The organism is Actinacidiphila alni, assembly GCF_900112845.1.
GTDB lineage: Bacteria > Actinomycetota > Actinomycetes > Streptomycetales > Streptomycetaceae > Actinacidiphila > Actinacidiphila alni.
The window spans coordinates 42,191-68,850 of sequence record NZ_FONG01000006.1 but is presented as its reverse complement, the minus strand read 5'-3'; the positions used below and the strand labels follow the sequence as shown (position 1 = coordinate 68,850).

The window sequence follows — 26,660 nt, the reverse complement described above, 5'->3', positions numbered from 1 at the left end:
CCCGCGGCGCGCCCCGTACGGCGCAGGGGGTCCACCCATCCGGGTGGACCCCCTCTTCCATCGGCGTACGCGTAGGCGCGCCTATTCGGGTGAGGCGGACCTCCGGAGTGCAGTAGCGCTGTAGCGGCTGCCGACCGGCAGGACCCGACCGGATCCGACCGGAGCGGACCGGCCGCCGGACGATCTGGAGGTGCGGCGACGATGGACACCGGCATGCGGGAGGACTCGGACCGGCGGTCCGAGGGGGTGTTCCGCACCAAGAGCATCGAGCAGTCGATCGCGGACACCGAGGACCCCGAACACGGCCTGCGCAAGGAGCTGTCGGTCCTCGACCTGGTCGTCTACGGGGTCGGCGTCATCGTCGGCACCGGCATCTTCGTGATCACCGGTTCGGTGGCCAAGGACTACGCGGGCCCCGCCGTCGCGCTCGCCTTCGTCGTCTCGGCGGTGGTCTGCGGCCTGGCCGGGCTCTGCTACGCCGAATTCGCCTCGACCGTTCCGGTGGCCGGTTCCGCGTACACCTTCAGCTACGCCTCGATCGGCGAACTGCCCGCCTGGATCATCGGCTGGGACCTGATCCTCGAACTGGCGCTGGGCGCGGGCGTGGTGGCCGGCGGCTGGTCCGGCTACATGGTGGAACTGCTCTCGCACTTCGGCATCGACGTGCCCAAAGTGCTCACCCACGACGGCAGCGGCTTCGGCTTCGACCTGCTGGCGGCCGTCCTGGTCCTGGTGCTCACCGGCATCGTGCTGGTCGGCATGAAGCTCTCGGCGCGGATCACCAGCCTGATCGTCGCGGTCAAGATCACCGTGGTGCTGCTGGTGATCTTCGCCGGGCTGTTCTACATCACCGGCAGCAACTACCACCCGTTCCTGCCGCCGTCCAAGTCCAACGCGGGCAGCGGTTCGGACCTGCACGCCCCGCTGGTGCAGATCATCTTCGGCTTCACCCCGTCGTCCTTCGGCGTGATGGGCATCTTCTCCGCCGCCGCCGTGGTCTTCTTCGCCTTCATCGGCTTCGACATCGTGGCCACCGCCGCCGAGGAGACCAAGAACCCGCAGCGGGACATGCCCCGTGGCATCCTCGGCTCGCTGGTGGTCTGCACGATCCTGTACGTGGCGGTGTCGCTGGTCGTCACCGGCATGCAGAAGTATTCGGAGCTGGACACCTCGGCGCCGCTGGCGAGCGCCTTCAAGGCGGTCGGCGCCCCCTTCTGGTCCGGCCTGATCAGCTTCGGCGCCGCCGTCGGCCTGACCTCGGTGGTGATGATCCTGCTGATGGGCCAGACCCGGGTGTTCTTCGCGATGAGCCGCGACGGGCTGCTGCCGCGGGCCTTCTCCCAGGTGCACCCGAAGTTCGGCACCCCCTACCGCACCACGGTGCTGCTCGGTGTGGTCGTGGCACTGATCGCGGGCTTCTTCTCCGTCGAGGAACTGGAGGAGATGGTCAACGTCGGGACGCTGTTCGCCTTCGTCGTGGTCGCCCTCGGCATCATCGTGCTGCGCCGCACCCGGCCGGACCTGCCGCGCGCCTTCCGGGCGCCGTGGGTGCCGGTGCTGCCGGTGGCGTCGGTGTGCGCGTCGCTGTGGCTGATGCTGAATCTGAGCGTGGAGACCTGGATCCGCTTCGGTGTGTGGATGGTGATCGGCTTCGCCATCTACTTCGGCTACGGCCGCTCCCACAGCAGGCTGGGCCGCGGTCGCTAGGTGCCGCCCACGACGACCGCGGTGCGGGAGGCCGGCCCGCCGCCCGCATCTGTGCTCGTGCCCGCGCCCCTGGACGCACCGCGGCCCGCCCCGGCGTCGCGGACGTACTGGCTCCGGCTCGCCCTCGTGCTCACCGCGCTCGCCTTCCTGCTGCGGCTGCCGTCCTTCACCCGGCCGGTGTGGAATCCCGACGAGGGCTATCTGGCCGTCGAGGCGCGGCTGCTGGCGCACGGCGGGGTGCTCTACGACACGGTCGTCGACCGCAAGCCGCCCCTGCTGCCGCTGCTGTACCAGGGGCTGTTCGCCCTTTTCGGGGACGGCTCGCTGTGGCCGGTCCGGGTGGCGGCGGTCCTGGCGACGGCCGCCACCGCGCTGCTGGTGGCCGCCGTCGCCCACCGCCGCTGGGGCGCCGGCAGCGGTACGGCCGCGGGCCTGATCTGTCTGCTGCTGTCGGTGGGGCTGGCTCCCGAGGACACCCAGGCCGCGGCCTTCGAGGTCTTCATACTGCCGTGGACGGCCGCCGCGGTCTGGTGCGCCGACCGGCACCGCTGGACGGCGGCGGGCCTGGCCGTCGCGGGCGCCGCGCTCACCAAGCAGACCGGCGCGGTCACACTCCTCCCGGTCGCCTGGACGCTGTGGCGGGCCGCGCGCGCCGGCCGCACCCGGGGGCGTGCCGGCGCCGCCCGGCTGGCCGTGGGATGCGCGGCGCCGGTCGCGGCGGTGGCGCTGCTGACCGGACCCGGCCGCTTCCTCTTCTGGACGGTCACCGGCTCCGCCGAGTACGTCTCGCCGCGCGGCGCCTGGCTGACGGCGCTGTCCCGGGCGGCGGGCGCCGCGAGCATCCTGGCGGTGGCCGCCGCGGGCCTGCTGCTGGCCGTGGGCGCCGCCTGGGCGGTGCGGGACCGGCCGGTCCCGGGCGACCTGTGGGTGTGGCTGGCGGCCTCGGGTCTTGCGGTGGCCTCCGGCTGCCAGTTCTTCGGCCACTACTTCCTCCAGCTCGTGCCGCCGCTGGCGCTGACCGGCGCGGCGGCACTGCGCGCGCTGCCGCGGCCGCGTACCGCCGTCGCCTGCTGGACGGCGCTGGCCTGCGCCGGCTTCCTGGCGTGGGACCTGACCGCGCCGGCCGGTGAGGCGGAGCACGCCCGTGCGGTGGCGGCCGCGGTGCGGGAGCACACCGGGCCGCGGGACCACGTCCTGGTGTGGGGCATACACCCCGAGGAGCTGTGGTTCGCCGACCGACCGCCCGCCGTCCGCTACCCGACCGCGGGCTTCCTCACCAACTTCAGCGGCGGGCGCGGCGGGGTACGGGTGGGGGAGCGGTACGCGGTCCCCGGCACCTGGCGGACCTTCGCCGCCGACTTCGCGGCGCATCCTCCCGCCCTGGTCGTCGACGACTCCCGGGGCGCCCCGTACGCGGTCGACCGCACGCCGACCCTGCGTGAGCTGCTCGGTTCCGGTTACCGGCGGGCCGGGACGGTGGACGGGGCGGTGCTGTACGTGCGCGCCGACGGGGGACCGGCGTGACGGGGCCCCTGGGGACGATGGTAAAAATGCGCGAGAGCCGGTGCGGGAATATCGAGGTGGCGTTGTCATGGCGGAGTCCAAGGGACCCGGTAACGAGGGCGGAGCGGCGGGCGGGGGAGGCACCCCCAAGCGCAAGAGGGGCTTCCTCGACCGGCTGCGGCCGTACGCGGTCGGCACGACCGCGATCGTGGTCGTCTTCGGCGGGTCCGCGCTGATCGGTGAGCATGTGCGCAGCACCAAGGACGACAAGGTGCGCGAACCCTCCGGTGTGGCCGCCGCCCCGGTGGTGCCGACCGGCCCCGCGGACACCGCGACGCCGAGCCCGAGCGCCAGTCCCGGCCCCAAGCTGGGCCTGCCGGTGCGCCCGACGATCCCGGTCACGCTCACCGTCTACGTGGACCTGCGCAGCCCGGACTCCAAGGCGTTCGCCGACGAGTACGAGGCCACGCTCACGCAACTGCTGACGACCGGCCAGGTGGAGCTGCAGTACCGCCTGGTGACGGCCTCCGACAAGCAGTACGGCGGCTCCGGCTCCAAGGAGGCGGCCAACGCGGCGGCCTGCGCCCAGGACCAGGGCCGCTTCTCGCAGTTCATGCGGGAGGTCTGGAAGCACCAGCCGGACCCGAGCAGCGGCACCCTGTCCCACAAGAACTTCCTCAAGGAAATGGCCCGCAAGGCCGGGAAGATCAAGATGGGCAACTTCGAGCCGTGCCTGGAACAGGGCGACCACAACGGGTGGGTGACGCAGTCCCAGAAGGCGTTCGCGGCCTCCGGGCTCGGCCAGGTCCCGGTACTGGAGATCAACGGCAAGGCGGTGAAGGACGTGCACTCCACGCTGACCCCGCAGAAGCTGCGCAAGATGGTGCTGGACGAGGCCAAGCGTGTGATCGCCGTCCAGGCCACTCCGTCGGCCACCTCGACCCTGCTGGGCTGACGCCGCGGGGCTGACGACCAGTCGGTTCTTACGGTTCGACAGATTTTCCGCACCGCTCCCCGCGGTCGGGCGCGTCACGCCGCGAATGATCAGTATGTCGGATTTCGTCAACTTTTAGGCGAAATCGGGTACTGAAGGCATGTGACACCCGATCACGGAGGAGTGGTGTGCATGTCCATACCGGTGTTCGATGACGTCGAACCGCTGCCCGCCTGTGGTTGCGAGGAGTGCGCCAGGCGGCGGCTCACCGACTCGATGGCGCGCGACACCGGTGGACCGGCCACCGGCGCCACCGCCCGTGTGGTGGTCGTGGCCGCCGCCGCGGGCACCGCGCTGGGCGCCGCCGGCACGGTCGCCGCCGCGCCGCTGCCGGCCGAGGCCACCTCCTTCACCACCGGGCACGCCGTACTCGCCGCCGCCCCGGGGGTGGCCCCCGCCGTCGCGCCGCTGCGGCTGACCCGCGATCAGATCATCCAGCGCGCCCGCACCTGGACGTCCGCCAAGGTGCCGTACAGCATGACCGCGTACTGGAAGGACGGCTACCGGCAGGACTGCTCCGGCTTCGTCTCCATGGCCTGGGGCCTGGGCACCAGCGCCTGGACCGGCAATCTCGCCGACTACGGGGTGCGGATCACCAAGTCCGAGCTGGCGCCCGGCGACATCCTGCTCTTCCACAACGCCGCCGACCCCGAGCACGGCTCGCACACGATCATCTTCGGCGGCTGGGTGGACGACGCCCACACCGCGTACACCGGCTACGAGCAGACCGTGCCGGCCACCCGGGTACAGACCACGCCGTACGCATACTGGTCGAATTCCGGGAAATACATTCCCTATCGGTACAAGTATCTGGCGGGCGGCAGCAGTTCGGGATCGGGGTCGAGTGGGTCGTCGGGGTCCAGTGCCTTCCCGGGCGCCTCAGCCTTCGGTCCCGGCGCGAACAACGCCAATGTCACCCGGCTCGGCACCATGCTGGTCGGCCGCGGCGCGGGCGCGTACTACAAGGTCGGTCCCGGACCGAAGTGGAGCGACTCCGACCGCAAGGCCACCAGTGCCTTCCAGCGCGCCCAGGGCTGGTCGGGCGGCGACGCCGACGGGCTGCCGGGCCCGACCACCTGGTCGTACCTGGTGCTCGACAAGGGCCGCGACATCCCCGGCGGCACCGCCCGTTCCTCCGGCGGCACCCCCGCCAAGGCCCCGGCCTACCCGGGCGCGGGCGCCTTCCGGCCCGGACAGACCAATGACTCCGTCCTCGCCCTCGGCAAACAGCTCGTCGCCAAGGGCTACGGCAAGAACTACACGGTGGGCCCCAGCCGGACCTGGGGCGAGGCCGACCGGCGCAATGTCGAGGCGTTCCAGCGGGCCCAGGGCTGGACCGGGCGCGACGCCGACGGCTACCCCGGCCCCGAGACCTGGAGACGACTGTTCACGTGACGACACCATCCACCGCCGCCGGGACGGGCCTGCCCGAGCAGACCCGCCCCGGGGCGCACAGCACCGACGGCTCCGCGCTCCCCGCCGCCCCGGCCGAACTCGTCGAACGTCCGGGCCCGTGCCTGCCCGGCTGGACCGCGGGCCTCACCCTGACCGCCGCCACCGGCGGCATCGTCTGGCTGCTGTGGCGGGCCGGTGTGCTGCCCGCCGAGATCGACGGCCGCACCCTGCTGCCCCCGCCGCCCGGCGGTGGCTCCGCCAGCGGCCTGTGGAGCGGCATCCTGCTGCTCGCCGCGGTCGCCGCCTTCGCCGCCGGCGGCCTCACCCGGGGCCGCAACGGCAGCGTCTGGGTGCTCACCCGGCACGGCGCCTACCAGGGCACGGTGCGCCGCACCGGCCTGATCTGGATCAGCCCGCTGCTCACCCGGCGCAGGCTCGACGTGGCGCTGCGGCACTGGCGCAGCCGCCCGATCGACGCCGTCGACGCCAACGGCACGCCCCTCCAGATCAGCGTGCTGCTGGTGTGGCGGGTCAGGGACACCGCCAAGGCGGCCTTCGCCGTCGACGACTACGACCGCTTTCTGCGCGAGCAGGTCGAGGCGGCCGTCGCGCTCGCCGTCTCCCGGCACCCGGCCGACGACTTCCGCGGCGCGGCCCCCACCCTGCGCGACAGCGAACGGCTCGGCGACCACCTCACCCGGCTGATCGCCGCCGACCAGCGGCCGGTCGGCATCGAGGTCTTCTCCGCGACCCCGGTCCGTCTCGACTACGCGCCCGAGGTCGCCGCGGCCATGCGGCGCGCCCAGATCGCCGCCCTGGACGCCAAGCACCGCAGGGCCGTCCTGGACGACGTGCTCGCCACCGTCGCCGAGACCGTGCGCGGCATCACCGAACGCGGCCTGGTGCAGCTGGACGACTACGAACGCAAGGCGCTGGTCCGCGACCTGACCGTGGCGCTGAGCACGACGACGCTGCCGAAGAAGTAGTGGCGGCGACGCACCGCGCGCCGGTATGACGAAGCGCCGGGCGGGCCATGTCCTCGGGGCCCACCCGGCGCTTCGCCGTTCCGTACGGCCCAAGGGCCGCTGCCGGTGCTACGCCGGCACGCTCGCCACGCCCGGCGCGAGGAACGGCTTGCCGTTCACCCGCTGCGAGACGCCCTCACGGTCCAGGTACGGCGTGATGCCGCCCAAGTGGAAGGGCCAGCCCGCGCCGGTGATCAGGCACAGGTCGATGTCCTGCGCCTCGGCGACCACGCCCTCGTCCAGCATCAGGCCGATCTCCTGCGCCACCGCGTCCAGCACCCGGTCGCGCACCTGCGCCTCGGTGAGCACCGTGTCGCCCTGCTTGAGCAGCGCCGCGACCTCCGGGTCCAGCTCGGGCTTCCCGGAGTCGTAGACGTAGAAGCCGCGCTTGCCCGCCTTCACCACGGCGGCCAGATTCTCCGAGACCGTGAAGCGGTCCGGGAAGGCGCGGTGCAGCGTCTCCGAGACGTGCAGACCGATGGCCGGGCCGACCAGCTCCAGCAGCACCAGCGGGGACATCGGCAGGCCGAGCGGCTCGACCGCCTGCTCGGCGACCGCGACCGGGGTGCCCTCGTCGATGACGTTCTGGATCTCGCCCATGAAGCGGGTCAGGATGCGGTTGACCACGAACGCCGGGGCGTCCTTGACCAGCACCGCGGTCTTCTTCAGCTTCTTGGCCACCGCGAAGGCCGTGGCCAGCGACGGGTCGTCGGTGCGCTCGCCGCGCACGATCTCCAGCAGCGGCAGCACCGCGACCGGGTTGAAGAAGTGGAAACCGACGACCCGCTCGGGGTGCTCCAGCTTCGCGGCCATCTCCGACACCGACAGCGAGGAGGTGTTGGTGGCCAGGATCGCGTCCGGGCGGACCACCGCCTCCAGCTCCGCGAACACCTGCTGCTTGACGCCCAGTTCCTCGAAGACGGCCTCGATGACGAAGTCCGCGTCGCCGAAGGCGGTCGCCTTGTCCAGGTGCCCGGAGACCAGGGACTTCAGGCGGTTCGCCTTGTCCTGGCCGACCCGGCCCTTGGCCAGCAGCTTGTCGATCTCGCCGTGGACGTAGCCGACGCCCTTGTCGATCCGCTCCTGGTCGATGTCGGTCAGCACGACCGGCACCTCCAGGCGGCGGGCGAACAGCAGCGCCAACTGCGAGGCCATCAGGCCGGCGCCGACCACGCCGACCTTGGAGACCGGGCGCGCCAGGGCCTTGTCCGGCGCGCCCACCGGACGCTTGCCGCGCTTCTGCACCAGGTTGAAGGCGTAGATGCCGCTGCGCAGTTCGCCGCCCATGATGAGGTCGGCGAGCGCCGCGTCCTCGGCGTCGAAGCCGTGCCGCAGGTCGCCGTTCTTGGCGGCGGCGACGATGTCCAGCGCGCGGTAGGCGGCCGGGGCCGCGCCGTGCACCTTGCTGTCGGCGATCGCCCGGCCGCGGGCCACCGCCTGGTCCCAGCCCTCACCGCGGTCCACCTCGGGCCGTACGACCTCCAGTTCGCCCTTGAGGACGGCCGCGGTCCAGGCCAGCGACTGCTCCAGGAAGTCGGCGGCCTCGAACAGCGCGTCGGCGATGCCCAGTTCGTACACCTGGGCGCCCTTGAGCTGGCGGTTCTGGTTGAGCGAGTTCTCGATGATCACGCCGACCGCGCGGTCGGCGCCGATCAGATTCGGCAGCAGCACGCAGCCGCCCCAGCCGGGCACCAGACCGAGGAAGACCTCGGGCAACGAGAAGGCCGGCACCGACGCGGACACCGTGCGGTAGGTGCAGTGCAGACCGACCTCGACACCGCCGCCCATGGCCGCGCCGTTGTAGTACGCGAAGGTCGGCACGGCCAGGGTCTGGAGCCGCTTGAAGACGTCGTGGCCGCTCTTGCCGATGGTCAGCGCCTCGTCGCGGGTGCGCAGCACCTCGACGCCCTTGAGGTCGGCGCCGACGGCGTAGATGAACGGCTTGCCGGTGATGCCGACACCGGTGATGGTGCCCTCGGCGGCCTCCTTCTCGACCTGGTCGATCGCCGCGTCCAGGTTGGCCAGCGACTGCGGGCCGAAGGTGGTCGGCTTGGTGTGGTCGAAGCCGTTGTCCAGCGTGATCAGCGCGAAACGGCCCGCACCCGGCAGCTCGATGTGGCGTACCTGGGCCTGGGTGACGACCTCGTCGGGGAACCGCTCGGCCGCACCCTTCAACAAGTCGGTGGTGCTGCTCACTTGGCGCTCCCGTTACCGTCGAAGTGGGGGTTCTCCCAGATGACCGTGCCGCCCATGCCGAAGCCGACGCACATGGTGGTGATGCCGTAGCGCACGTGCGGCTGCTCCTCGAACTGCCGCGCCAGCTGCGTCATCAGCCGGACGCCGGAGGACGCCAGCGGGTGGCCGTAGGCGATGGCGCCGCCGTACTGGTTGACGCGCGGGTCGTCGTCGGCGATGCCGTAGTGGTCGAGCAGCGAGAGCACCTGGACGGCGAACGCCTCGTTGATCTCGAACAGGCCGATGTCGCTGATCGACAGCCCGGCCTTGGCCAGCGCCTTCTCGGTCGCCGGGATCGGGCCGATGCCCATCACCTCGGGCTCGACACCGGCGAAGGCGTACGAGACCAGGCGCATCTTCACCGGCAGGCCCAGCTCCTGGGCGACGTCCTCGGCGGCGAGCAGCGAGGCGGTGGCGCCGTCGTTGAGCCCGGCCGCGTTGCCCGCGGTGACCCGGCCGTGCGGACGGAACGGGGTCTTCAGACCCGCGAGCTGCTCCAGCGTGGTGCCCGGGCGCATCGGCTCGTCGGCCGTCGCCAGGCCCCAGCCGGTCTCGCCGGCCTCCGCGTTGGTGCGGCGCACCGCGATCGGCACCAGGTCCTGCTGGATCCGGCCGTTGGCGTACGCCTTTGCCGCCTTCTCCTGGCTGCGGACGGCGAATTCGTCGGCGCGCGCCTTGGTGAGCTGCGGGAAGCGGTCGTGCAGATTCTCCGCGGTCATGCCCATGAACATCGCCGACTCGTCGACGAGCTTCTCCGAGACGAACCGCGGGTTGGGGTCGACGCCCTCGCCCATCGGGTGCCGTCCCATGTGCTCGACACCGCCGGCCACCACCACGTCGTACGCGCCGAAGGCGATACCGCCCGCGGTGGTCGTGACGGCGGTCATCGCGCCCGCGCACATCCGGTCGACGGAGAAGCCGGGCACGGTGGTCGGCAGTCCGGCGAGGATGCCCGCGGTGCGGCCGAGCGTCAGGCCCTGGTCGCCGATCTGCGTGGTCGCGGCGACCGCGACCTCGTCGATCCTGGCCGGGTCGAGATCGGGGTTCCGGCGCAGCAGCTCACGGATGCACTTGATCACCAGATCGTCGGCCCGGGTCTCGTGGTAGATGCCCTTCGGGCCCGCTTTGCCGAACGGGGTGCGGACGCCGTCGACGAAAACGACGTCCCTTCCGGTACGAGGCACGGTGGGTCTCCCTCTTTGACGATGGAACGCGGCGGAACGCGGCGACCGAACGCGCGACGGTGGAACGCGGCTCGCCAGGATCGCGGCACTCCCCATCATGCTACTCGCCGGTAACCGACGTGCACACCTTCCCCCGCGGAAGCGGTGCAGCTCACATCACCGCGCGTGTTACCGGAGGTTACTCGCTGGGTGCGGGGTCCGCGGGCCGAACGGTCAGCGCGACCGTCAGCAGTGGCGCGGTCAGCTCGACCTGCCAGGGCCGCGCACCCAGCTCCGCGAGCGCGGCGGACACCACCGCCGGGGAGATCTCCGCAGGTGGTGACCAGCACAGCCGGCGCACCGTGTCCGGCGTGATCAGGTTCTCCTGCGGGAGATTCAGCTCCTCGGCGAGCGCGGTCACCGCCGCGCGGGCCGCCGACAGCCGGGCGGCGGCAGCCGGATCCTTGTCGGCCCAGGCGCGCGGCGGCGGGGGACCGGTGTACGCGGCGGCCGGCTGCGGCAGCTCCCGCTCCGGCAGCGCGCGGGCCCGGTCGATCGCCGACTGCCACTGTTCGAGCTGGCGGCGGCCCATCCGGTGCCCGAAGCCGGGCAGCGCGGCCAGCGCGTGCGCGTTCGGCGGGCTCTCCAGCGCCGCCGTCACGATCGCGGCGTCGCTGAGCACCCGGCCCGGCGACACGTCCCGCTCCCGGGCGGCGCGGTCCCGCGCCAGCCACAGCTCGCGGACCACCCCGATCTGCCGGCGCCGCCGTACTTTGTGCATGCCGGACGTACGGCGCCAGGGGTCGACGCGCGGCGCGGGCGGGGGAGCGGCGGCGATGGCCGCGAATTCCTGCAGCGCCCACTCCAGCTTGCCCTGAGTGCGCAGCTCCTCCTCCAGCGCGTCCCGCAGGTCCACCAGCAGCTCCACGTCCAGCGCCGCGTAGCGCAGCCACGGGTCGGGGAGCGGGCGGCTGGACCAGTCGACCGCCGAGTGGCCCTTCTCCAGGGCGAAGCCGAGCACATTCTCGACCATCGCGCCGAGCCCGACCCGGGGGAAGCCGGCCAGCCGCCCGGCCAGTTCGGTGTCGAACAGCGAGGTGGGGTGCATGCCGATCTCGGACAGGCACGGCAGGTCCTGGGTCGCGGCGTGCAGCACCCACTCGGTGCCGGACAGGGCGTCGCCCAGGGTGGAAAGGTCGGGACATCCCGTGGGGTCGATCAGCGCGGTCCCTGCTCCGGCGCGGCGCAGCTGGACCAGATAGGCCCGCTGCCCGTAGCGGTAGCCGGAGGCGCGCTCGGCATCGACGGCGACCGGACCGGAACCCGCGGCGAAGGCCGCGACGACATCAGCGAGAGCCTCCGGGCTGGCGGTCACCGGCGGGATTCCCTCGCGCGGGTCCAGCAGCGGGACCGGCGCCGGGCCTGCAGGGGTTGCGGTCTCTCTGGCGTCGGTCACTTGTTAAGGGTAGCCGGGTACGGCGTGTCCGGTGGAGATCCGGCGGACAGGGCGTACCGTACGCGCCCCCTGCGCACTACGGCGAAAGGCCGCGGCGCGGCTACGGCGACGGGCGTGCGCCGGTACGACGGCGGGCCAGGCCCCGTATACGAAGCGACCCGGTCCGAGGGGGCCGGGCGCCCGCTGTCCACGGACACGGAGCGACCCCGGTGATGGACGACGGAGCGCCCCCGGCGGAACGTTCCGCCGGGGGCGCTCCGCGCGAGCCGCGGGTCAGTGGATGATGCCGGTCCGCAGCGCCACCGCGACCATGCCCGCGCGGTCACCGGTGCCGAGCTTGCGGGCGATCCGGGCGAGATGGCTCTTGACGGTCAGCGCCGACAGACCCATCGACACGCCGATCGCCTTGTTCGACTGGCCCTCCGCGACCAGCCGCAGCACCTCGACCTCGCGCCCCGACAGCTCGCGGTAGCCGCTGGGGTGGCCGGGCGCGCCCGGCGGACGACGCTGCATACGGGCCGCGGTGGCGCCCAGCGGCGCCAGGCCCGGGCGGGTGCCGAGGCCGCCGGGGCTGTTGCGGGTACCGGTCACGACGTACCCCTTCACACCCCCGGCCAGGGCGTTGCGCACGGCGCCGATGTCGTCGGCGGCGGAGAGCGCGAGGCCGTTGGGCCAGCCTGCCGCACGGGTCTCGGCGAGCAGGGTGAGGCCGGAGCCGTCGGGGAGATGGACATCGGCGACGCAGATGTCGCGGGGATTACCGACCCGGGGCCGGGCCTCCGCGATGGACGAGGCCTCGATCACATCGCGAACCCCGAGAGCCCACAGGTGTCGGGTGACAGTGGAGCGTACGCGGGGGTCGGCCACGACGACCATGGCCGTCGGCTTGCTGGGGCGATAGGCGACCAGGCTCGTGGGCTGCTCGAGAAGAACGGACACCGGGCCTCCTGTGGCAAAGGGGACTGAAACGGTCACAGTCTCCTTCGGCAGCAATTGCGCCCGGCTTTAGGGAAAGATCACGATTTATTGAGGACGATTTCCGGCAAATCGGACGGTAAATCGAACATGCGGAGGACGCGGGCGCCAGGGCCCCGCACACGAGGGAGCGGGGTGCGCCGGACCTGCGCGAACCGTGCGCCGGAAATGCGTGAGCGGTACGTCTCCGCAGGCGGGAGCCGTACCGCGGAGGGCTTACCGCGGGGGCGCGGTGGCCGGTTCGGCGGTTCAGGTCCTGCGCTTGGGCATCGGCACCACACCGCTGCCGCCGCGCACCAGCGGCTCGGGGCCCTCGGAGGGCGGCAGCCCGGCGCACGCGCAGAGCAGATCGCACCACGCCGCCAGATGCGCCGCCACCTCGGGTGCCCCGCCCATCCGCTCGCGCGGTGTCCACGACGCCCGGATCTCGATCTGGGTGTCGTCCACCCGGTCCGCGAGCGCGCCGAAGTAGTGCGAGGACGCGCGCGAGACCGTACCGCTCGGATCGCTGTACGCGGCGCCGCGCGTCGCCAGCGCCCCGGTCAGCCACGACCAGCTCACCTCGGGCAGCAGTGGATCGCCCGCCATCTCCGGCTCCAGTTCCGCCCGCACCAGCGTCACCAGGCGGAAGGCGCCGTGCCATGCCTCGTGCCCGTCGGGTTCGTGCAGCAGCACCAGCCGTCCGTCCGCCAGTTCCTCGCCGTCGGAGAGCACCGTGGCCTCCAGCGCGTACGCGTACGACGCGAGCCGTTTGGGCGCGGCCGTCTCGTCGATGCGCACCTCGGACCGCACCCGCGCCGAGCGCAGCACGTCCACGGAGCGTCGAAAGGGGAGGGGGACGTCGTCACTGCCGTCGCCGAGGTGCCCGTGAACCGCTGCCATGCCCGGAAGACTAAGCGCCGTAAGCGCTCCGTGCGCGCACCAACACCCGTTTCCCGCCCGTGAACGGGCGCCGCGCGGCACCCGCGCCGACCTGCGGGGGCACCCTTGCGCCGGAGGGTGCGCGGCCCCGTCGCGGGGTGGCCGAGGGGCCGGTGCGCGCCGTGGGAGGATGCTCGGCGTGAGTGCGCATCAGCAGACCGCTGCTTCCCCGTTCATCCGTGCCTGCCGGCGAGAGCCGGTCCCGCATACGCCGGTGTGGTTCATGCGGCAGGCGGGGCGTTCGCTGCCCGAATACCTGAAGGCGCGCGAGGGCATCCCGATGCTGGAGTCCTGCACGCGGCCCGATCTCATCACCGAGATCACCCTCCAGCCGGTGCGCCGCCACAAGGTCGACGCGGCCGTCTACTTCAGCGACATCGTCGTCCCGCTCAAGGCGATCGGCCTCGACCTGGACATCAAGCCCGGCGTCGGCCCGGTGGTCGCCGACCCGATCCGCACCCGCGAGGACCTGAAGCGACTGCGGCCCCTGGAGCCCGGCGACGTCCCGTACGTCACCGAGGCCGTCGGACAGCTCGCCGCGGAACTGGGCAGCACCCCGCTGATCGGCTTCGCGGGCGCCCCCTTCACCCTGGCCAGCTACCTGGTCGAGGGCGGCCCGTCGCGCAACCACGAGCGCACCAAGGCCCTCATGTACGGCGAGCCCGAACTGTGGCGCGACCTGCTCGACCGGCTCGCGGACATCACCACGGCCTTCCTCAAGGTGCAGATCGAGGCGGGCGCGAGCGCCGTCCAGGTCTTCGACTCCTGGGTCGGGGCGCTCGCACCCGCCGACTACCGGCGGTATGTGATGCCGTCCTCGGTGAAGGTCTTCGACGCGGTCGCGGACTACGGGGTGCCGCGCATCCACTTCGGCGTCGGCACCGGCGAACTGCTCGGGCTGATGGGCGAGGCGGGCGCGGACGTCGTCGGCGTCGACTGGCGGGTGCCGCTGGACGAGGCCGGCCGGCGGGTCGGCCCCGGCAAGGCGCTGCAGGGCAACCTCGACCCGGCGGTGCTCTTCGCGCCGACCCCGGCCGTCGAGGCCAAGACCCGCGAGGTGCTGGCGGCGGCGCCCGCCACCGGCCACATCTTCAACCTCGGCCACGGTGTGCTGCCCACCACCGACCCGGACGCGCTGACCCGGCTGGTCGACTTCGTGCACCGCAGCACCCAGGTGTGACCCGCTGCCGGGTGTGACCCGTTGTCGTTCGTGACCCGCTGCCGGGTGCGCGGCCTTTCGCCGGCCGCGCACCCGGCAGCGGGGCGTGACGGTCAGTCGGCCGGGCGCTCCGGGGCCGGCGGCTCGGGAGCGCCGGCCGTGGGCGGCGCGCCGCCGGTGCGTACGGCCGGGCCGTCCTGCGTCGGGAAACGTGTCGGGCTCCACGCCGGCGGCGCCATCGTCGGCGGCTCCTGACGCGGCCGGTAGCGGCGGAACAGCCGGTAGCCGACCAGGACGGACAGCGCGACCAGCAGGAAGGGCAGCGCGGCCGAGACGACGACGAGAATGCCGCGCATCGTCACGTAGAAGGCGTGCCAGCCACCGCCGAGCGCGTGGCCGACCTGCGTCCAGAAACCGTCGTGGTGCACCGGCTTCGGCTTCGGCACGGCCGGCTTCACCGGCGGCTCCACCAGCCGCAGGGTCACGGTGGCCAGATCCGTCCGGGCGCGCAGCGCCGCCTGCTGGGCCTCAAGGGACTCCAGATCGGCCTCGCGGGTGCTCAGTTCGCTCTCCAGCGACACCACGTCACCGAGCGATCCGGCCTGGTCCATCAGCTTGCGCACCCGCGCCACGCTGGCCTGCTGGGACTTGATCCGGCTCTCGACGTCGACCACCTGCCCGGTGACGTCCTCCACGCTGACCTTGCGGTCGAGCAGCTTGCCGAGCCCGGCCAGCCGGGTCAGCATGCCGTCGTACGCGGCCGGCGGCACCCGCAGTTGGATCGTGGACTGCTCGTGCCCGGCGGAGTCCACCGAGGTGTCCTCGTCGCCCGCGTAACCGCCCGCGTCCGCCGCCATCGCGCGCGCCTTGTCGAGGGCGTCGCCGACGGTCGGGGTGCGCACGGTGAGATTCGCGGTGCGGACGAGATACGTCGGCGCCGGTGTCGTCCGCCGGTCGGAGCCGCCGCTGGTGGCACCCTTGCCCGTGCTCGGCGCGCCCGACGGGGCGCGCGTGGCGTCCGTACCGCTGCTGCCATTGGCCGCCGATTCGCTGCCGGAATCGCCGTTGCCCGTATCGCTCTGGCCGCGCGCCGCGGGCGCGGCGGCCTTGTCGGACGACGCGTGGTCGCTCGCGCTGCACCCGGCGACGGCCACGGACGCCGCCAGCAGCAGCGCGAACGGGACGGCCGCCAGGCGCCGTCGGCGGGCTCCGGCAGCGCCGCGAATGCCGCCGCGCCGCACCTCGGGTCTGTGCTTCATCACGTCAACTCCCCCCAGGATCGGGCCGCTTCGGGCCCGTGCAGTGACCTGTAGTGAGATTTTGACGTCGGCGGGGCGCCACGGGTTTCGGCCGTGCGGTAGCGATGGGATCACGTTCGGAACTCGGAACGGAGTCTGAGACAGTGGAGGCATGAGCCAGACGCACAGCGGCACGGACGCCACCGGCGCCCCGGTGAACGCTCCGGAGCACGTGATCGTCATCGGCGGCGGGATCTCCGGACTCGCCGCCGCGCACCGGCTGGCGGGCGCGGGCGTCCGCGTCACATTGCTGGAGGCGTCGTCGCGGCTCGGCGGGAAGCTGTACGCCGACGAGATCGCCGGGGTGCCCGTCGACCTCGGCGCCGAGTCGCTGCTCGCCCGCCGCCCCGAGGCGACCGGCCTCGCCCGCGAGGTCGGGCTCGGCGACGACCTCGAACCGCCCGCCGTGCTCGGCGCCGCGCTGTGGACCCGGGGCAAACTGCGGCCGATGCCCAAGGGGCACGTGATGGGCGTGCCGGGCGACCTCGGGCCGCTCGCATCCTCCGGAGTGCTGTCCGCCGCCGGACTGGCCCGGCTGCCGCTGGACCATGTGCTGCCGCGCACCGACATCGGCGACGACGTCGCCGTCGGCGCCTTCGTCGCGGCCCGGCTCGGCCACGAGGTCGTGGACCGGCTCGTCGAACCGCTGCTCGGCGGCGTCTACGCGGGCAACGCCTACGAGATCTCGCTGCGCGCCGCGGTGCCGCAGCTCTTCGCCGCCATGCGCGAGGGGCGCTCGCTGATCGAGGCCGCCCGCGGCATCCAGCGCCGGGCCGCGGCGAGCGCGGGCGGCGGACCGGTCTTCAACGGCATCCGCGGCGGCGTCGGCCGGCTGCCGCTCGCGGTCGCCGAGGCGTGCCGGGCGCTCGGCGTCACCATCGAGACCGACACGGCGGTGCGCGAACTGCGCCGCACCCCGCACGGCTGGCAGGTCGTGCTCGACGGCCGCGCACTGGCGGCCGACGCCGTGGTGCTCGCCGCGCCCGCGCCCGTCGCAGCCCGGCTGCTCGCCGCCGAGTCGCCCGCCGCCGCGGCCGAACTGGGCGGCGTCGAATACGCGAGCATGGCCCTGGTCACCATGGCCTACCGCCGCCGCGACATGACCCGGCTGCCCTACAGCAGCGGCTTCCTCGTACCGCCCGTCGACGGCCGGACGATCAAGGCGTCCACCTTCTCCGGCCGCAAGTGGGGCTGGCTCGGCGAGGCGGGCGGCGACACCTTCGTCCTGCGCACCTCGGTCGGCCGCCACGGCGACGAGGCCGATCTGGCCTGGGACGACACCGACCTCGTCCGGCTCTCCCGGGAGGACCTGGAGGCCGCCGTCGGGCTGCGCGCCGCCCCGGTCGCGGCCCGGGTCACCCGCTGGGACGCCGGGCTGCCGCAGTATCCGGTCGGCCACCTGGACAAGGTCGCCCGGATCCGGGAACAGGTCGCCAAGCTCCCCGGCCTCGCCCTGTGCGGCGCCGTCTACGAGGGCGTCGGCATCCCCGCCTGCATCGCGAGCGGGCAGCGCGCGGCGGCCGACATCCTGCCGGGAATCGTGGCGGCCGGGTCCTGACCGGCCGCGGCACCGGGGCTCCCGGCGCCGACCGACCCCTGGTGCCGGGGGCGGGGGAGGGCGCGGGAGAATAGGGGCATGACCGACTCGACTGCTGATCACGCCCTCGACACCGCCGCCGCCGCGCTCGCCAAGGCCCCCAACGCGGGCAAGAAGGCGAAGGACCTCAATGAGGTCATCCGCTACACCCTCTGGTCGGTCTTCCGGCTGCGCGACCTCCTCCCCGAGGACCGCACGGGCTACGCGGACGAGGTCGAGGAGTTGTTCGCCCAGCTCGCCGCGAAGGACATCACGATCCGCGGCACCTATGACGTCTCCGGGCTGCGCGCCGACGCCGATCTGATGATCTGGTGGCACGCCGAGACCGCCGAGGAACTCCAGGACGCCTACAACCGCTTCCGCCGCACCAAGCTCGGGCGGGCGCTGGAGCCGGTGTGGTCCAACATGGCGCTGCACCGCCCCGCAGAGTTCAACAAGTCGCATGTTCCGGCCTTCCTCGCCGACGAGACGGCGCGTGAGTGGGTCAGTGTCTATCCCTTCGTGCGCTCCTACGACTGGTACCTGCTGGCCGACGAGGACCGCCGCCGGATGCTCGCCGACCACGGCAAGATGGCCCGCGGCTACCCCGACGTGCGCGCCAACACCGTCGCCTCCTTCTCGCTCGGCGACTACGAGTGGATCCTGGCCTTCGAGGCCGACGAACTGCACCGCATCGTCGACCTGATGCGGCACCTGCGCGGCTCCGAGGCCCGCCGCCACGTCCGCGAGGAAGTCCCCTTCTTCACCGGCCGCCGCCGCGCGATCGCCGACCTCGTCGCCGGCCTGGCCTGAGGCCGGGTCGTCGGTCTGGCCTGCGGCCGGACCTCCGGCCGGGGAGGTGAGGGGGCGGCCCTCGCCGCCCCCGGTCACGGACGGTGCCGGCCGCGGAGTGCCGCGCGTATGCCGGGGTCGGGCAGCACGCGCGGCCCCCGCGCGGCGAGCGCCAGCAGCGGCGGCGCGGCCCTGGGTATCGCCCGCAGCGCGTCCTGGCCCGCGGCCGACGCCCACCGCGTGTACGGGTAGAACTCCACCCCGGCCACCGCCCAGCACGAGCAGGTCAGCAGCAGCGGCAGCACGTACCAGAGCAGCGCGGGCGTGCCGCCGGCCGTCCGGGGCGAACCGTTCAGCGCGAGGGTGGCCGCCGCCATCGCCAGGGTGAGCGCGGTCGCGCCGCGCACCTGGCGGACACCCGCCGCGACGCGCTCGCGGGCGGCCAACGGCACCGCGAGACCGGCCGCCGCCAGCCGCTCGCCGAGCGCGCGCACGGCATCGGTGGCGGCGTGCGCGGCGCGTATCGCGGCCAACGACGCCTGCCCGTCGGGCCCGGCCGCCGCCATCAGCGCGCACTCCACCTCGTCCAGGCCGTCCTCGTCATCCGGCGCGACCACCGTCACCCAACCGGTGTGCGCCAGCAGCACCCGGCGTCGGCCGACCAGCGCCACCAGCGCCGTATCGGTCACCCGACCCGGGCCACCGGCCAGGAACGCCGTCTCGTACAGGCCGACTTCGGCCGCCGGACCCCGCCGCTCCCCGGGCACGCCACCGGCGGCGACCCCGGCCAGGCACAGACGCGCACCGGCGGAGGCCGCCGCGGCACACGCGACGAGCAGCAGCAAAATCCACATACGGACTTTCTACTCGCCCCCGCCACCCCCGTGCCCGCCCTTTCCGCCGCCCTGTGGATAACTCCCGGCCGGTCGTACCTGGCGGCCGGCTCCGGCAAACGCGGCCGGGCAACGCGGCCGGGCAACGCGGCCCGGCGGCCGGCTCCGGCGGGTGCCGGCAGCGGGTGTGCCCGGCGGGGCGGTCGCGCCGAAACGGCGTGCCCGTCCGCTCCCCGGGCGTCGGTGCCCAGCGCGCGTGACGCGCGGGACGGCCGGACGGGTTCCGTGGAAAGCCCACGCGTGGGCGATCCGTACCGGTGGTCGGTCACCGACCCGACGACGCGCGTGCGTGCCCGCCCGCGTGGGCGCCCCGGTCAGAACCGTGCGCGCAGCGACGGGTGGTCGGCGATGACGGTGGCCGAGCCCGGGGCGATCTCGGTGAAGCCGGCGTCGCGGACCACCGGCAGGGGGGAGGCGACGAGTTGGGACCAAGCGTCGGGGGACGGGGTGCGGACGGTGAGGGGGAAGGCGGCGGCGCGCCAGGCGGCACGGTCGGCGTCGGACAGTTCCCACCAGGCGAGTTGGGCGCCGTGGCCGGCCTGGGCCATGGCCTTGCCCGCCGACATGGTGACCTCGGGATTCATCCAGAGCACCGGCCCCTGATGGTCGGACGGGAGCGGCGCGGGCGGCTCGGGATCGGCCAACTCGGTGCCGGAGACCTGGAGTTTGGCCAGTTCCTTGGGCCAGCCGTCCAGCGGCACCGGCGGGAAGACCCGCACCTCGGCGGGGGACGTCTCGGCCGTCCCGGTCAGCGTGATGCCGGGCAGTTCCGTCGCCCGCCGCCATTCCGAGCCGCGCGCCCTGCGCACCACCTTGCGGATCCTGGCGTCCTGCCAGTCGCGTACCGCCTGCGTCCACTCGCCGTCGTCGGCCGTCGCCCGCTCGTCCGACAGCAGGGTGAGGACGGCGCGGGCCGCCGTCTCCAGGGCGTCGGTACGCGCCGGGGGAGCGTCCCGCTCGATCCGGACGACGAGCGGGAGGACGAATTGCGGTGCCGCGTCGCGCTCGGCGGCCTGGTGCTGGAAGGGGCTGGTCACCCGCCCCAGTCTGCCATCCGCCGCGGCCGGCCCTCGCGGGCCGCCGTGGCCCTGACGCGTACACCGCCGTGGCCCGCGGCCGCGGCCGTACGCGAGGATGGTGGGCGTGCGCGACACCATCGGTGAGCAGACGGAGACGGCCGGGAGACCGGGGATCGGGCTGGACGGCGTGGGACGCCGGTACGGCCCGCGGGCCCGCTGGGTGCTGCGCGATGTCACCCTCGACCTGCCGCGCGGCGGCCTCGTCCGGATCGAAGGGGCCAACGGGACCGGCAAGTCCACGCTGCTGCGACTGATCGCCGGCGTGGACCGGCCCACCGCGGGCCGGATCACCGGCCGTCCGGCCGGCTCCACCGCCTATGTGCCCGAGCGCTTCCCGGCCGCGCTGCCCTTCCCCGTCCTGCGCTATCTCACCCACCTCGGCGCCGTACGCGGCCTGTCGCGCGAGGACGCCCGCGAGCGGGCCGGTTACTGGCTCGACCTCTTCGGCATCGCCGGCTACGCCCGCACCCCGCTCGACGAACTCTCCAAGGGCACCTGCCAGAAGGTCGCCGTCATCCAGGCGCTGCTCGCCGACCCCGCCCTGCTCGTCCTCGACGAGGCGTGGACCGGCCTCGACCACGCCTCCCGCGCCCTCCTCGACACCACCGTGCGCGCCCGAGCCGCCGCCGGCGGCACCGTCCTGTTCGTCGACCACGACCCGCGCCGCCTCGCCGGCGTCCCGATGACGGTCCTCCATATGACGCCCGGCTCCGTCACCGTCGCGCCGCGCGCGGCCGAACGGGACGCGGCGGCCGCCGTGGTCATCGAGGCCGTCGGGGAAGGGGAGGTGCCCGCCGTGCCCGGGACGGTGAGCCGGGAGGACGACGGGACGGTACGCGTTGTGGCGGGGGCCGGGGAGTCGGACCGGGTGCTGCTCGGCCTGGTGGCGGCAGAACCGGCGTGGCACGTCGTCTCCGTACGCACCCAGGAGCCGGTCGTCGCCGCTGCGGCCGTGACGACCCCTGCCCCTGCCGTACGGCCCGCACCGCCCTCCCCCCGACGCCCGGGCCGGGCGGTGCTCGCGTACCAGGCCGACCTGCTGCTGCGCTCGCACCGCTGGCTGGCGCCGCTCCTCTTCTACGGCGCCGTGCTGGCGATCGGGGTCTCCACGGGGGAGCCCCTGCTCGGTTCGCTCGGATACGAGACGGCTCTGCTGCTGCCGGTCGCGGCCTGGCTGGTACGGGTGTGCGTACGCGGTGAACCGGGGGCGGCGCGGGCCTGCGTCGCCTCGGCGGTCGGTGCGGGCCGCGCCCAACTGGGCGCGCTTGCGACGGCGTTGGGAGCGTCGGCGGTACTGGGCGCGGCCGGTACGGGTCTGGTCGTGGCGATCAGCGGGCCGCACTCGGACGACCTGCGCAGATCGGTGCCGGTCGGCCCGGCCGCCGTGGCCGGACTGCTGGCGGCGGCCGTCTCCGTCCTGCTCGGCTGCGCGGTGGGCGCGCTGACCAATCCGCCGCTCGTCCGCGGCAGCGGCTGGTCGATCCTGGGGACGTGCCTGGTGGCCGGAGCCGTTCTGGTGGCCGCCGGGTCGCCCGCCAACGCCGCCGTCGGCGGCCTGGTCACCGGCTCCCGTACCGGCACCGTGCACTATCCGGTGCTGCCGCTGGTGGCGGCGGCCGTCCTGGCCGCGGCGGCGGCCTGGCTCTCCTGCCGCTTCGTGTCCCGACTCGGCGGCACCGACTGAGCCCCCCGGGCACCCTGCGGAGGACGTTCACCCCCAGCGCCCCTGAGGCGCAACGTCCACCGCACGCGCGGGCTCAGGGGCCGGGCCCCGGGGTACGGGCCCAGGGCTACTCCTCCGGGGTGAGCTTGAGGGAGATGGAGTTGATGCAGTACCGCTGATCCGTAGGGGTGCCGTAACCCTCCCCTTCGAAGACATGGCCCAGGTGGGAGCCGCAGCGGGCGCAGCGGACCTCGGTGCGGACCATGCCGAGGGAGCGGTCCTGGATGAGTTCGACGGCGTCGGTGTCGGCCGGGTCGTAGAAGGACGGCCACCCGCAGTGGGACTCGAACTTCGTGTCGGAGCGGAAGAGCTCCGCCCCGCAGGCCCGACACGAGTAGACGCCGGTCGTCTTCGTGTCGGTGTACTCACCGACGAACGGCCGCTCCGTGCCCGCCTCCCGCAGGACCGCGTACTCCTGCGGCGACAGCTCGGCGCGCCACTGCTCGTCGGACTTGCTGACTTCGTAGGACATGGAGTTCTCCTCAGCTGCCGAGGCGGGCGAGAATCAGGGGACCGAGGTCGGTCACGTCGCCCGCGCCCATGGTGAGAACGAGATCACCCGGCTTCGCCATTCCTGCCAGCACCTCGGGCACCGCCTGCTTGTCGTGCTCGGCGGTGACGTCGGCGCCCGCGGCGCGCGCCGCGTCGATGATCAGGTCGCTGGTGACCCCCGGGATCGGGTCCTCGCGCGCCGGGTAGATGTCCAGGACCACCGAGGCGTCCGCCAGGGCGAGGGCGCCGCCCATCTCGGTGCCCAGCTCACGGGTCCGGCTGAACAGGTGCGGCTGGAAGACCACCAGCACCCGGGCGTCGCCCGCGGCGCCGCGGATCGCCTCCAGGTCGGCGGCCATCTCGGTGGGGTGGTGGGCGTAGGAGTCGATCACCTGGACGCCCGCGGCCTCGCCCTTGAGCTGGAGGCGGCGCTTGACGCCGGTGTACTTCGCGAGCGCCGAGGCGAGATTGCGGGCCGGCGCGCCGATCGCGATGCCGGCCGCCAGCGCGGCGACCGCGTTGTGCGCGTAGTGCCGGCCGGGCACCGAGACGGTGAAGGTCAGCGGGCGGCCGTCCAGGACGACGGTCACCTCGCTGGTCAGCCCGCGCGGATTGATCTTCGTGATCCGCAGGTCGGCATCCTCGGACTCGCCGACCGTCACGATCGTGAGCCCGCCGATGTCCCGCACCCGCGAGGTCAGCTCGACCGCGCCCGGCTGGTCGGCGGAGATCACCAGGGTGCCGCCGGGGCGGATCTTGCCGACGAAGGTCTCGAAGGAGTCGTAGATCTCGTCCATCGAGGCGTAGTTGGCGTGGTGGTCCAGTTCCACGTTGAGGATGATCGCGACCTCGGGCGCGTATGTGTGGAAGCTGCGGTCGCTCTCGTCGGCCTCGGCGACGAAGATCTCGCCGTCGCCGTGGTGGGCGTTGGAGCCGGGCGCGTCCAGGTCGCCGCCGATCGCGTACGAGGGGCGCGAGCCGAGTGCGGTGAGCGCGACCGCCAGCATCGAGGTGGTGGTGGTCTTGCCGTGGGTGCCCGCGACCGCGATCGGCCGGGTGCCGTCCATCAGCGCCGCCAGCGCGTCGCTGCGGTGCACGACCGGGACACCGCGCTCGCGGGCCGCGGCCAGTTCCGGATTCTCCGGCCGGATCGCGCTGGAGACGACCACCGAGGTGGCGTCCGGCGCAAGGTGCGCCGCGTCGTGGCCGATGTGCACGGTCACGCCGAGCGCGCGCAGCGCCGCCGCGGTCTCCGACTCACGTGAGTCGCTGCCCGCCACCCGCGCCCCGCGCTGCGCGAGGATCTTCGCGATCCCCGACATCCCGGCGCCGCCGATGCCGATGAAGTGCGGTCGGTCCATGGCGGGGGGAACGGACGGGGCGGACGGGCTCATACGGACTCCTGGGCGTGCTCTCACATAGGTCGGAAGCCGATTCTCGCACCTCCGGCCCGGCCCGTACGGCCCCGCCCGCGCGCCGCCGCGCCGCCGTCGCGCACGGGCTGCCCGTACCGTCCCCCACCGTCGGGCGAGACGTTTCTGCACGGGGGCGGCGGGCGGACCGGCCGGGACCGTACGGCGGACCGCGTACGGCGGAACCGTGTACGGCGGAACCGTGTACGGCGACCGGCGGTCGGGCCGGTCTAGTCGTGCTGCGCGAAGAGCTTCAGGACCGGCACGCCCACCTTGTGCCGGGCCCGCGAGGTCCAGTCGCGGTGGAAGAACTCCTCCACGAAGTGCGGCGCGGTGAGCACGATGACCTCGTCCGCGTGGGTCTGCTCGACCACCGAGCGCAGCAGGTCGAGCGGGTGGCTGTCGACGACCTCGCCGACCGCCTCGGAGCCGGCGGCGCGCAGCGCGTCCAGGGAGTGCGCCAGCGCCCGTTCGGCGGCGGGGGCGGCGTCGTCCCCCTCGGGTTCGCGGTCCTCGTGGGCGGCGTCCTCCAGATATCCGAGCGCCACGTCGTCCACGGCCCGCAAGAGTCTGTCCTGATCGCCGCGTGGCTGCATGAGCACGACGAAGGAGACCTGCTCGTCGCCGTGGAGTGAGGTGACGAGCTCCACGTCGGCCGGTGCGAGCGGCTTCTCGATCATGAGTACGGTCGTGAACACGGACGCATCCTTCTTTCTCGTGCATCGTCGGGCCACCGGGCCGGCGTTGGAACCATCCTGCCCCGATCTTCGCGGGGCACTCGGGTAAGTGTTCCCGCACGAAGCGAAACGGAACGACAGAATCCGCTTTTTTCACCGGTGCTTCACCGCTGGTCAGGCCCTGACATAACGGGTGAACAGAAAGCCGTCCTCCTCCAGAACGGAACGGGGGACGAAGCGGGCAGGTCCCGGGACACTGGGGCCGTTCATGATCCGGGGCGCGTCGCCGCCCCCGATCAGCGGGGCGACGGTCAGACAGAGTTCGTCCAGCGCGCCGGCGGCGGCGAACTGCGCCAGGATCCGCGGACCGCCCTCGTGGAGCAGCCGCGCATGGCCGAGCGCGGCCAGTTCACGCACCGTACGGACCGGGTCGACGCCGTCGCCGTCACCCGCGATCACCACCTGGGCGCCCGCAGCGCGGGCGGCGGCGATCCGGTCCTCGGGCGTGGCCGCGCCGGTCAGGACGAGCGTGGGGGTGGCGGGCTCGGTGAACAGCGGCGCCGTGAAGTCCAGGTCGAGGCGGCGGCTGATCACCGCGATGGCCGGGGCCGGCGGCTGACCGTCGGCGGCCCGCCGCGCCGCGAAGGCCGCGCGGGCCTTCGCGGGCCGGTAACCCTCCTGGCGAACCGTTTCCGCACCCACCAGGACGACATCGGCCAGCGCCCGCAGCACACCGAAGATCCGCATGTCCGCCTCCGAGGACAGCGGCGCCGACCTGCCGTCGTAGCGGGCCGCCCCGTCCAGCGACGACACCATGTTGGCCCGCAGATACGGCCCCGCCGCCCGTTCCGGGTACGCGTACGCCTCCGCCAGGCCGAGCGGGGTGCCGAGACCGGCTGAACCATCGGCTTCCGCCGTGGGATACAGGCGCTGCATGCCCGCAGTCTGCCACCACGCCGGATCCCCGGCGCGGCCACGTCCACCGCCCGGCGGACAGGCCCCGCATCCGGCGTGAGGCCGGACACACCGGGGCGGGCGGCCCGGCCGGACGCACTACTCTGGGGAGTTGTGTCGACCTCCGCCGTACCGTCCGAGAGCGCCCCGACCGACGGCGGCGCACCCGTCTCGCTCGCTTCCCGTATGCCGCACGTGCCCGTGGAGCGGCTGGTCGCCGAGATGGTGCCGCCGCCGCGCTTCGACGGCGTCAGGTTCGAGACGTATGTGCCGGACCCGGGGCAACCGAGCCAGGCCGCGGCCGTACGGGCGCTCGCCGGCTTCGCCGCTTCGCTGACCGCCGCCGAACCGGCCAGGCGGTGGTTCCGCCGGGAGGCGCCCGCGCCCGCCGGGCCCGGCGGGATGTACCTCGACGGCGGCTTCGGCGTCGGCAAGACGCACCTGCTGGCCTCGCTGTGGCACGCCACCCCCGCACCGCCCGAGCGCAAGGCGTTCGGCACCTTCGTGGAGCTGACCAATCTGGTCGGCGCGCTCGGCTTCCAGCACGCCGTGACCGCGCTCAGCGGCCACCGCCTGGTCTGCATCGACGAATTCGAACTGGACGACCCGGGCGACACCGTGCTGGTCTCCACGCTGCTCGGCAAGCTCGCCGACGCGGGCGTACGGCTCGCCGCCACCTCGAACACACTGCCCGGCAGGCTCGGTGAGGGCCGCTTCGCCTCCGCCGACTTCATGCGGGAGATCCAGGGCCTGTCCGCCCGCTTCACCAGCCTGCGGATCGACGGCGAGGACTACCGGCACCGCGGCCTGCCCGAGGCGCCGAAGCCGCACATCGACGACGAGGTCACCACCGCGGCCGCCACCACCCCCGGCGCCGCCCTCGACGACTTCCCGGCGCTCGCCGCGCATCTGGCCACCGTCCACCCCAGCCGCTACGGCGCGCTCTGCGACGGTGTCCGCGCCGTCTTCCTGCGCGGTGTCGAGCCGGTCACCGACCAGGCCACGGCGCTGCGCCTCGTGGTGCTCGCCGACCGGCTCTACGACCGGGAGATCCCGGTGTTCGCCTCGGGCGTGCCCTTCGACCGCCTCTTCAGCGAGGAGATGCTCGCCGGCGGCTACCGCAAGAAGTACTTCCGCGCCGTCTCCCGGCTGACCGCGCTCGCCCGCGACGCCGAGCGGCTGACGGAGCGGCAGAACGGCTGACCCTGGGCACCGGACCGCCCGGCCCGTC

The 26,660-nt window shown here is 73.4% G+C and carries 22 protein-coding genes; 10 read left to right on the top strand and 12 right to left on the bottom strand.

Going from position 1 to position 26,660, the window contains the following annotated elements:
• The first annotated feature begins 201 nt into the window (after positions 1 to 201).
• From BM076_RS12000 to BM076_RS11980, 5 genes are all read left to right on the top strand, one after another.
• Positions 202 to 1,707: an amino acid permease gene (locus BM076_RS12000; RefSeq protein WP_245796001.1), complete on the top strand. Its 1,506-nt coding sequence runs from the start codon at positions 202 to 204 to the stop codon at positions 1,705 to 1,707.
• A complete protein-coding gene (locus BM076_RS11995; protein ID WP_245796000.1) occupies positions 1,708 to 3,231 on the top strand; it encodes a glycosyltransferase family 39 protein in 1,524 nt (507 codons plus the stop codon). It abuts the gene before it with no gap.
• 67 nt (positions 3,232 to 3,298) lie between these two features.
• Positions 3,299 to 4,165, top strand: coding sequence for a DsbA family protein (locus BM076_RS11990; protein WP_093713457.1), 867 nt, complete (start codon positions 3,299 to 3,301; stop codon positions 4,163 to 4,165).
• A 171-nt stretch (positions 4,166 to 4,336) separates the two neighbouring features.
• The gene (locus BM076_RS11985) at positions 4,337 to 5,599 is read left to right on the top strand and encodes a peptidoglycan-binding protein (RefSeq protein ID WP_093713456.1); all 1,263 of its coding nucleotides are present in this window, start codon (positions 4,337 to 4,339) and stop codon (positions 5,597 to 5,599) included.
• Entirely contained in the window at positions 5,596 to 6,585 is a 990-nt protein-coding gene (locus tag BM076_RS11980; protein ID WP_093713455.1) for an SPFH domain-containing protein, read from the top strand. The genes BM076_RS11985 and BM076_RS11980 overlap by 4 nt, the downstream gene beginning before the upstream one ends.
• A gap of 108 nt (positions 6,586 to 6,693) precedes the next feature.
• On the opposite strand, the gene BM076_RS11975 is transcribed toward BM076_RS11980, so the two are convergent.
• The 5 genes from BM076_RS11975 to BM076_RS11955 all read right to left on the bottom strand — a co-directional run bounded on the left by BM076_RS11975 (position 6,694) and on the right by BM076_RS11955 (position 13,335).
• Positions 6,694 to 8,820: a 3-hydroxyacyl-CoA dehydrogenase NAD-binding domain-containing protein gene (locus tag BM076_RS11975; RefSeq protein WP_093713454.1), complete on the bottom strand. Its 2,127-nt coding sequence runs from the start codon at positions 8,818 to 8,820 to the stop codon at positions 6,694 to 6,696.
• Positions 8,817 to 10,043, bottom strand: coding sequence for a thiolase family protein (locus BM076_RS11970; RefSeq protein WP_093713453.1), 1,227 nt, complete (start codon positions 10,041 to 10,043; stop codon positions 8,817 to 8,819). The genes BM076_RS11975 and BM076_RS11970 overlap by 4 nt, the downstream gene beginning before the upstream one ends.
• Before the next feature lie 178 nt (positions 10,044 to 10,221).
• Positions 10,222 to 11,478, bottom strand: coding sequence for a ribonuclease D (locus tag BM076_RS11965; RefSeq protein ID WP_093713452.1), 1,257 nt, complete (start codon positions 11,476 to 11,478; stop codon positions 10,222 to 10,224).
• A gap of 273 nt (positions 11,479 to 11,751) precedes the next feature.
• Positions 11,752 to 12,417, bottom strand: a complete 666-nt coding sequence (locus BM076_RS11960) for a response regulator transcription factor (protein ID WP_093713451.1) — start codon at positions 12,415 to 12,417, stop codon at positions 11,752 to 11,754.
• 285 nt (positions 12,418 to 12,702) lie between these two features.
• Positions 12,703 to 13,335 carry a DUF3000 domain-containing protein gene (locus tag BM076_RS11955; RefSeq protein ID WP_093713450.1) on the bottom strand — a complete coding sequence of 211 codons (633 nt, stop codon included), beginning with the start codon at positions 13,333 to 13,335 and terminating at the stop codon, positions 12,703 to 12,705.
• A 169-nt stretch (positions 13,336 to 13,504) separates the two neighbouring features.
• Between BM076_RS11955 and hemE the strand changes: the two genes are divergently transcribed.
• Complete coding sequence (gene hemE, locus BM076_RS11950; RefSeq protein WP_093713449.1) at positions 13,505 to 14,554, top strand: uroporphyrinogen decarboxylase; 1,050 nt, start codon at positions 13,505 to 13,507, stop codon at positions 14,552 to 14,554.
• Between the two features lie 92 nt (positions 14,555 to 14,646).
• Here the strand turns inward: hemE and BM076_RS11945 are convergent, their stop codons facing one another.
• Positions 14,647 to 15,792, bottom strand: a complete 1,146-nt coding sequence (locus tag BM076_RS11945; protein ID WP_177246418.1) for a DUF4349 domain-containing protein — start codon at positions 15,790 to 15,792, stop codon at positions 14,647 to 14,649.
• 151 nt (positions 15,793 to 15,943) lie between these two features.
• On the opposite strand from BM076_RS11945, the gene hemG reads away from it, so the two are divergent.
• Positions 15,944 to 17,389, top strand: a complete 1,446-nt coding sequence (hemG, locus tag BM076_RS11940; protein ID WP_093713447.1) for a protoporphyrinogen oxidase — start codon at positions 15,944 to 15,946, stop codon at positions 17,387 to 17,389.
• Between the two features lie 78 nt (positions 17,390 to 17,467).
• Positions 17,468 to 18,220, top strand: a complete 753-nt coding sequence (hemQ, locus tag BM076_RS11935; protein WP_093713446.1) for a hydrogen peroxide-dependent heme synthase — start codon at positions 17,468 to 17,470, stop codon at positions 18,218 to 18,220.
• 74 nt (positions 18,221 to 18,294) lie between these two features.
• On the opposite strand, the gene BM076_RS11930 is transcribed toward hemQ, so the two are convergent.
• Both BM076_RS11930 and BM076_RS11925 read right to left on the bottom strand, forming a co-directional pair.
• Positions 18,295 to 19,053 carry a TIGR04222 domain-containing membrane protein gene (locus tag BM076_RS11930; RefSeq protein ID WP_093713445.1) on the bottom strand — a complete coding sequence of 253 codons (759 nt, stop codon included), beginning with the start codon at positions 19,051 to 19,053 and terminating at the stop codon, positions 18,295 to 18,297.
• Between the two features lie 353 nt (positions 19,054 to 19,406).
• On the bottom strand, positions 19,407 to 20,129 hold the full coding sequence (locus tag BM076_RS11925) for a peptidyl-tRNA hydrolase (protein ID WP_245795998.1): 723 nt from the start codon (positions 20,127 to 20,129) through the stop codon (positions 19,407 to 19,409).
• Positions 20,130 to 20,235: 106 nt separating this feature from the next.
• Here BM076_RS11925 and BM076_RS38170 point away from each other — a divergent pair, with 106 nt between their 5' ends.
• Entirely contained in the window at positions 20,236 to 21,855 is a 1,620-nt protein-coding gene (locus tag BM076_RS38170; protein WP_322935093.1) for an ATP-binding cassette domain-containing protein, read from the top strand.
• Between the two features lie 106 nt (positions 21,856 to 21,961).
• On the opposite strand, the gene msrB is transcribed toward BM076_RS38170, so the two are convergent.
• The 4 genes from msrB to BM076_RS11900 all read right to left on the bottom strand — a co-directional run bounded on the left by msrB (position 21,962) and on the right by BM076_RS11900 (position 25,411).
• Positions 21,962 to 22,366, bottom strand: a complete 405-nt coding sequence (gene msrB / locus BM076_RS11915) for a peptide-methionine (R)-S-oxide reductase MsrB (RefSeq protein ID WP_093713442.1) — start codon at positions 22,364 to 22,366, stop codon at positions 21,962 to 21,964.
• A gap of 10 nt (positions 22,367 to 22,376) precedes the next feature.
• Complete coding sequence (gene murC / locus BM076_RS11910; RefSeq protein WP_093713441.1) at positions 22,377 to 23,780, bottom strand: UDP-N-acetylmuramate--L-alanine ligase; 1,404 nt, start codon at positions 23,778 to 23,780, stop codon at positions 22,377 to 22,379.
• Between the two features lie 248 nt (positions 23,781 to 24,028).
• A complete protein-coding gene (locus BM076_RS11905; RefSeq protein ID WP_093713440.1) occupies positions 24,029 to 24,496 on the bottom strand; it encodes an indole-3-glycerol phosphate synthase in 468 nt (155 codons plus the stop codon).
• 153 nt (positions 24,497 to 24,649) lie between these two features.
• Positions 24,650 to 25,411 carry a pyrimidine reductase family protein gene (locus BM076_RS11900; protein ID WP_093713439.1) on the bottom strand — a complete coding sequence of 254 codons (762 nt, stop codon included), beginning with the start codon at positions 25,409 to 25,411 and terminating at the stop codon, positions 24,650 to 24,652.
• A 204-nt stretch (positions 25,412 to 25,615) separates the two neighbouring features.
• On the opposite strand from BM076_RS11900, the gene zapE reads away from it, so the two are divergent.
• Positions 25,616 to 26,632, top strand: coding sequence for a cell division protein ZapE (gene zapE, locus BM076_RS11895; protein ID WP_093713650.1), 1,017 nt, complete (start codon positions 25,616 to 25,618; stop codon positions 26,630 to 26,632).
• The last annotated feature ends 28 nt before the right edge of the window (positions 26,633 to 26,660 follow it).

Bases quoted from the DNA above. Each gene is read 5' to 3' on its own strand.
- BM076_RS12000 (WP_245796001.1), top strand. From the start codon at position 202: ATGGACACCGGCATGCGGGAGGACTCGGACCGGCGGTCCGAGGGGGTG.
- BM076_RS11990 (WP_093713457.1), top strand. From the start codon at position 3,299: ATGGCGGAGTCCAAGGGACCCGGTAACGAGGGCGGAGCGGCGGGCGGG.
- BM076_RS11985 (WP_093713456.1), top strand. From the start codon at position 4,337: ATGTCCATACCGGTGTTCGATGACGTCGAACCGCTGCCCGCCTGTGGT.
- BM076_RS11955 (WP_093713450.1), bottom strand. From the start codon at position 13,335: ATGGCAGCGGTTCACGGGCACCTCGGCGACGGCAGTGACGACGTCCCC.
- hemE (WP_093713449.1), top strand. From the start codon at position 13,505: ATGCTCGGCGTGAGTGCGCATCAGCAGACCGCTGCTTCCCCGTTCATC.
- BM076_RS11945 (WP_177246418.1), bottom strand. From the start codon at position 15,792: ATGAAGCACAGACCCGAGGTGCGGCGCGGCGGCATTCGCGGCGCTGCC.
- hemG (WP_093713447.1), top strand. From the start codon at position 15,944: ATGAGCCAGACGCACAGCGGCACGGACGCCACCGGCGCCCCGGTGAAC.
- hemQ (WP_093713446.1), top strand. From the start codon at position 17,468: ATGACCGACTCGACTGCTGATCACGCCCTCGACACCGCCGCCGCCGCG.
- BM076_RS11930 (WP_093713445.1), bottom strand. From the start codon at position 19,053: ATGTGGATTTTGCTGCTGCTCGTCGCGTGTGCCGCGGCGGCCTCCGCC.
- msrB (WP_093713442.1), bottom strand. From the start codon at position 22,366: ATGTCCTACGAAGTCAGCAAGTCCGACGAGCAGTGGCGCGCCGAGCTG.
- murC (WP_093713441.1), bottom strand. From the start codon at position 23,780: ATGAGCCCGTCCGCCCCGTCCGTTCCCCCCGCCATGGACCGACCGCAC.
- BM076_RS11900 (WP_093713439.1), bottom strand. From the start codon at position 25,411: ATGCAGCGCCTGTATCCCACGGCGGAAGCCGATGGTTCAGCCGGTCTC.
- zapE (WP_093713650.1), top strand. From the start codon at position 25,616: ATGCCGCACGTGCCCGTGGAGCGGCTGGTCGCCGAGATGGTGCCGCCG.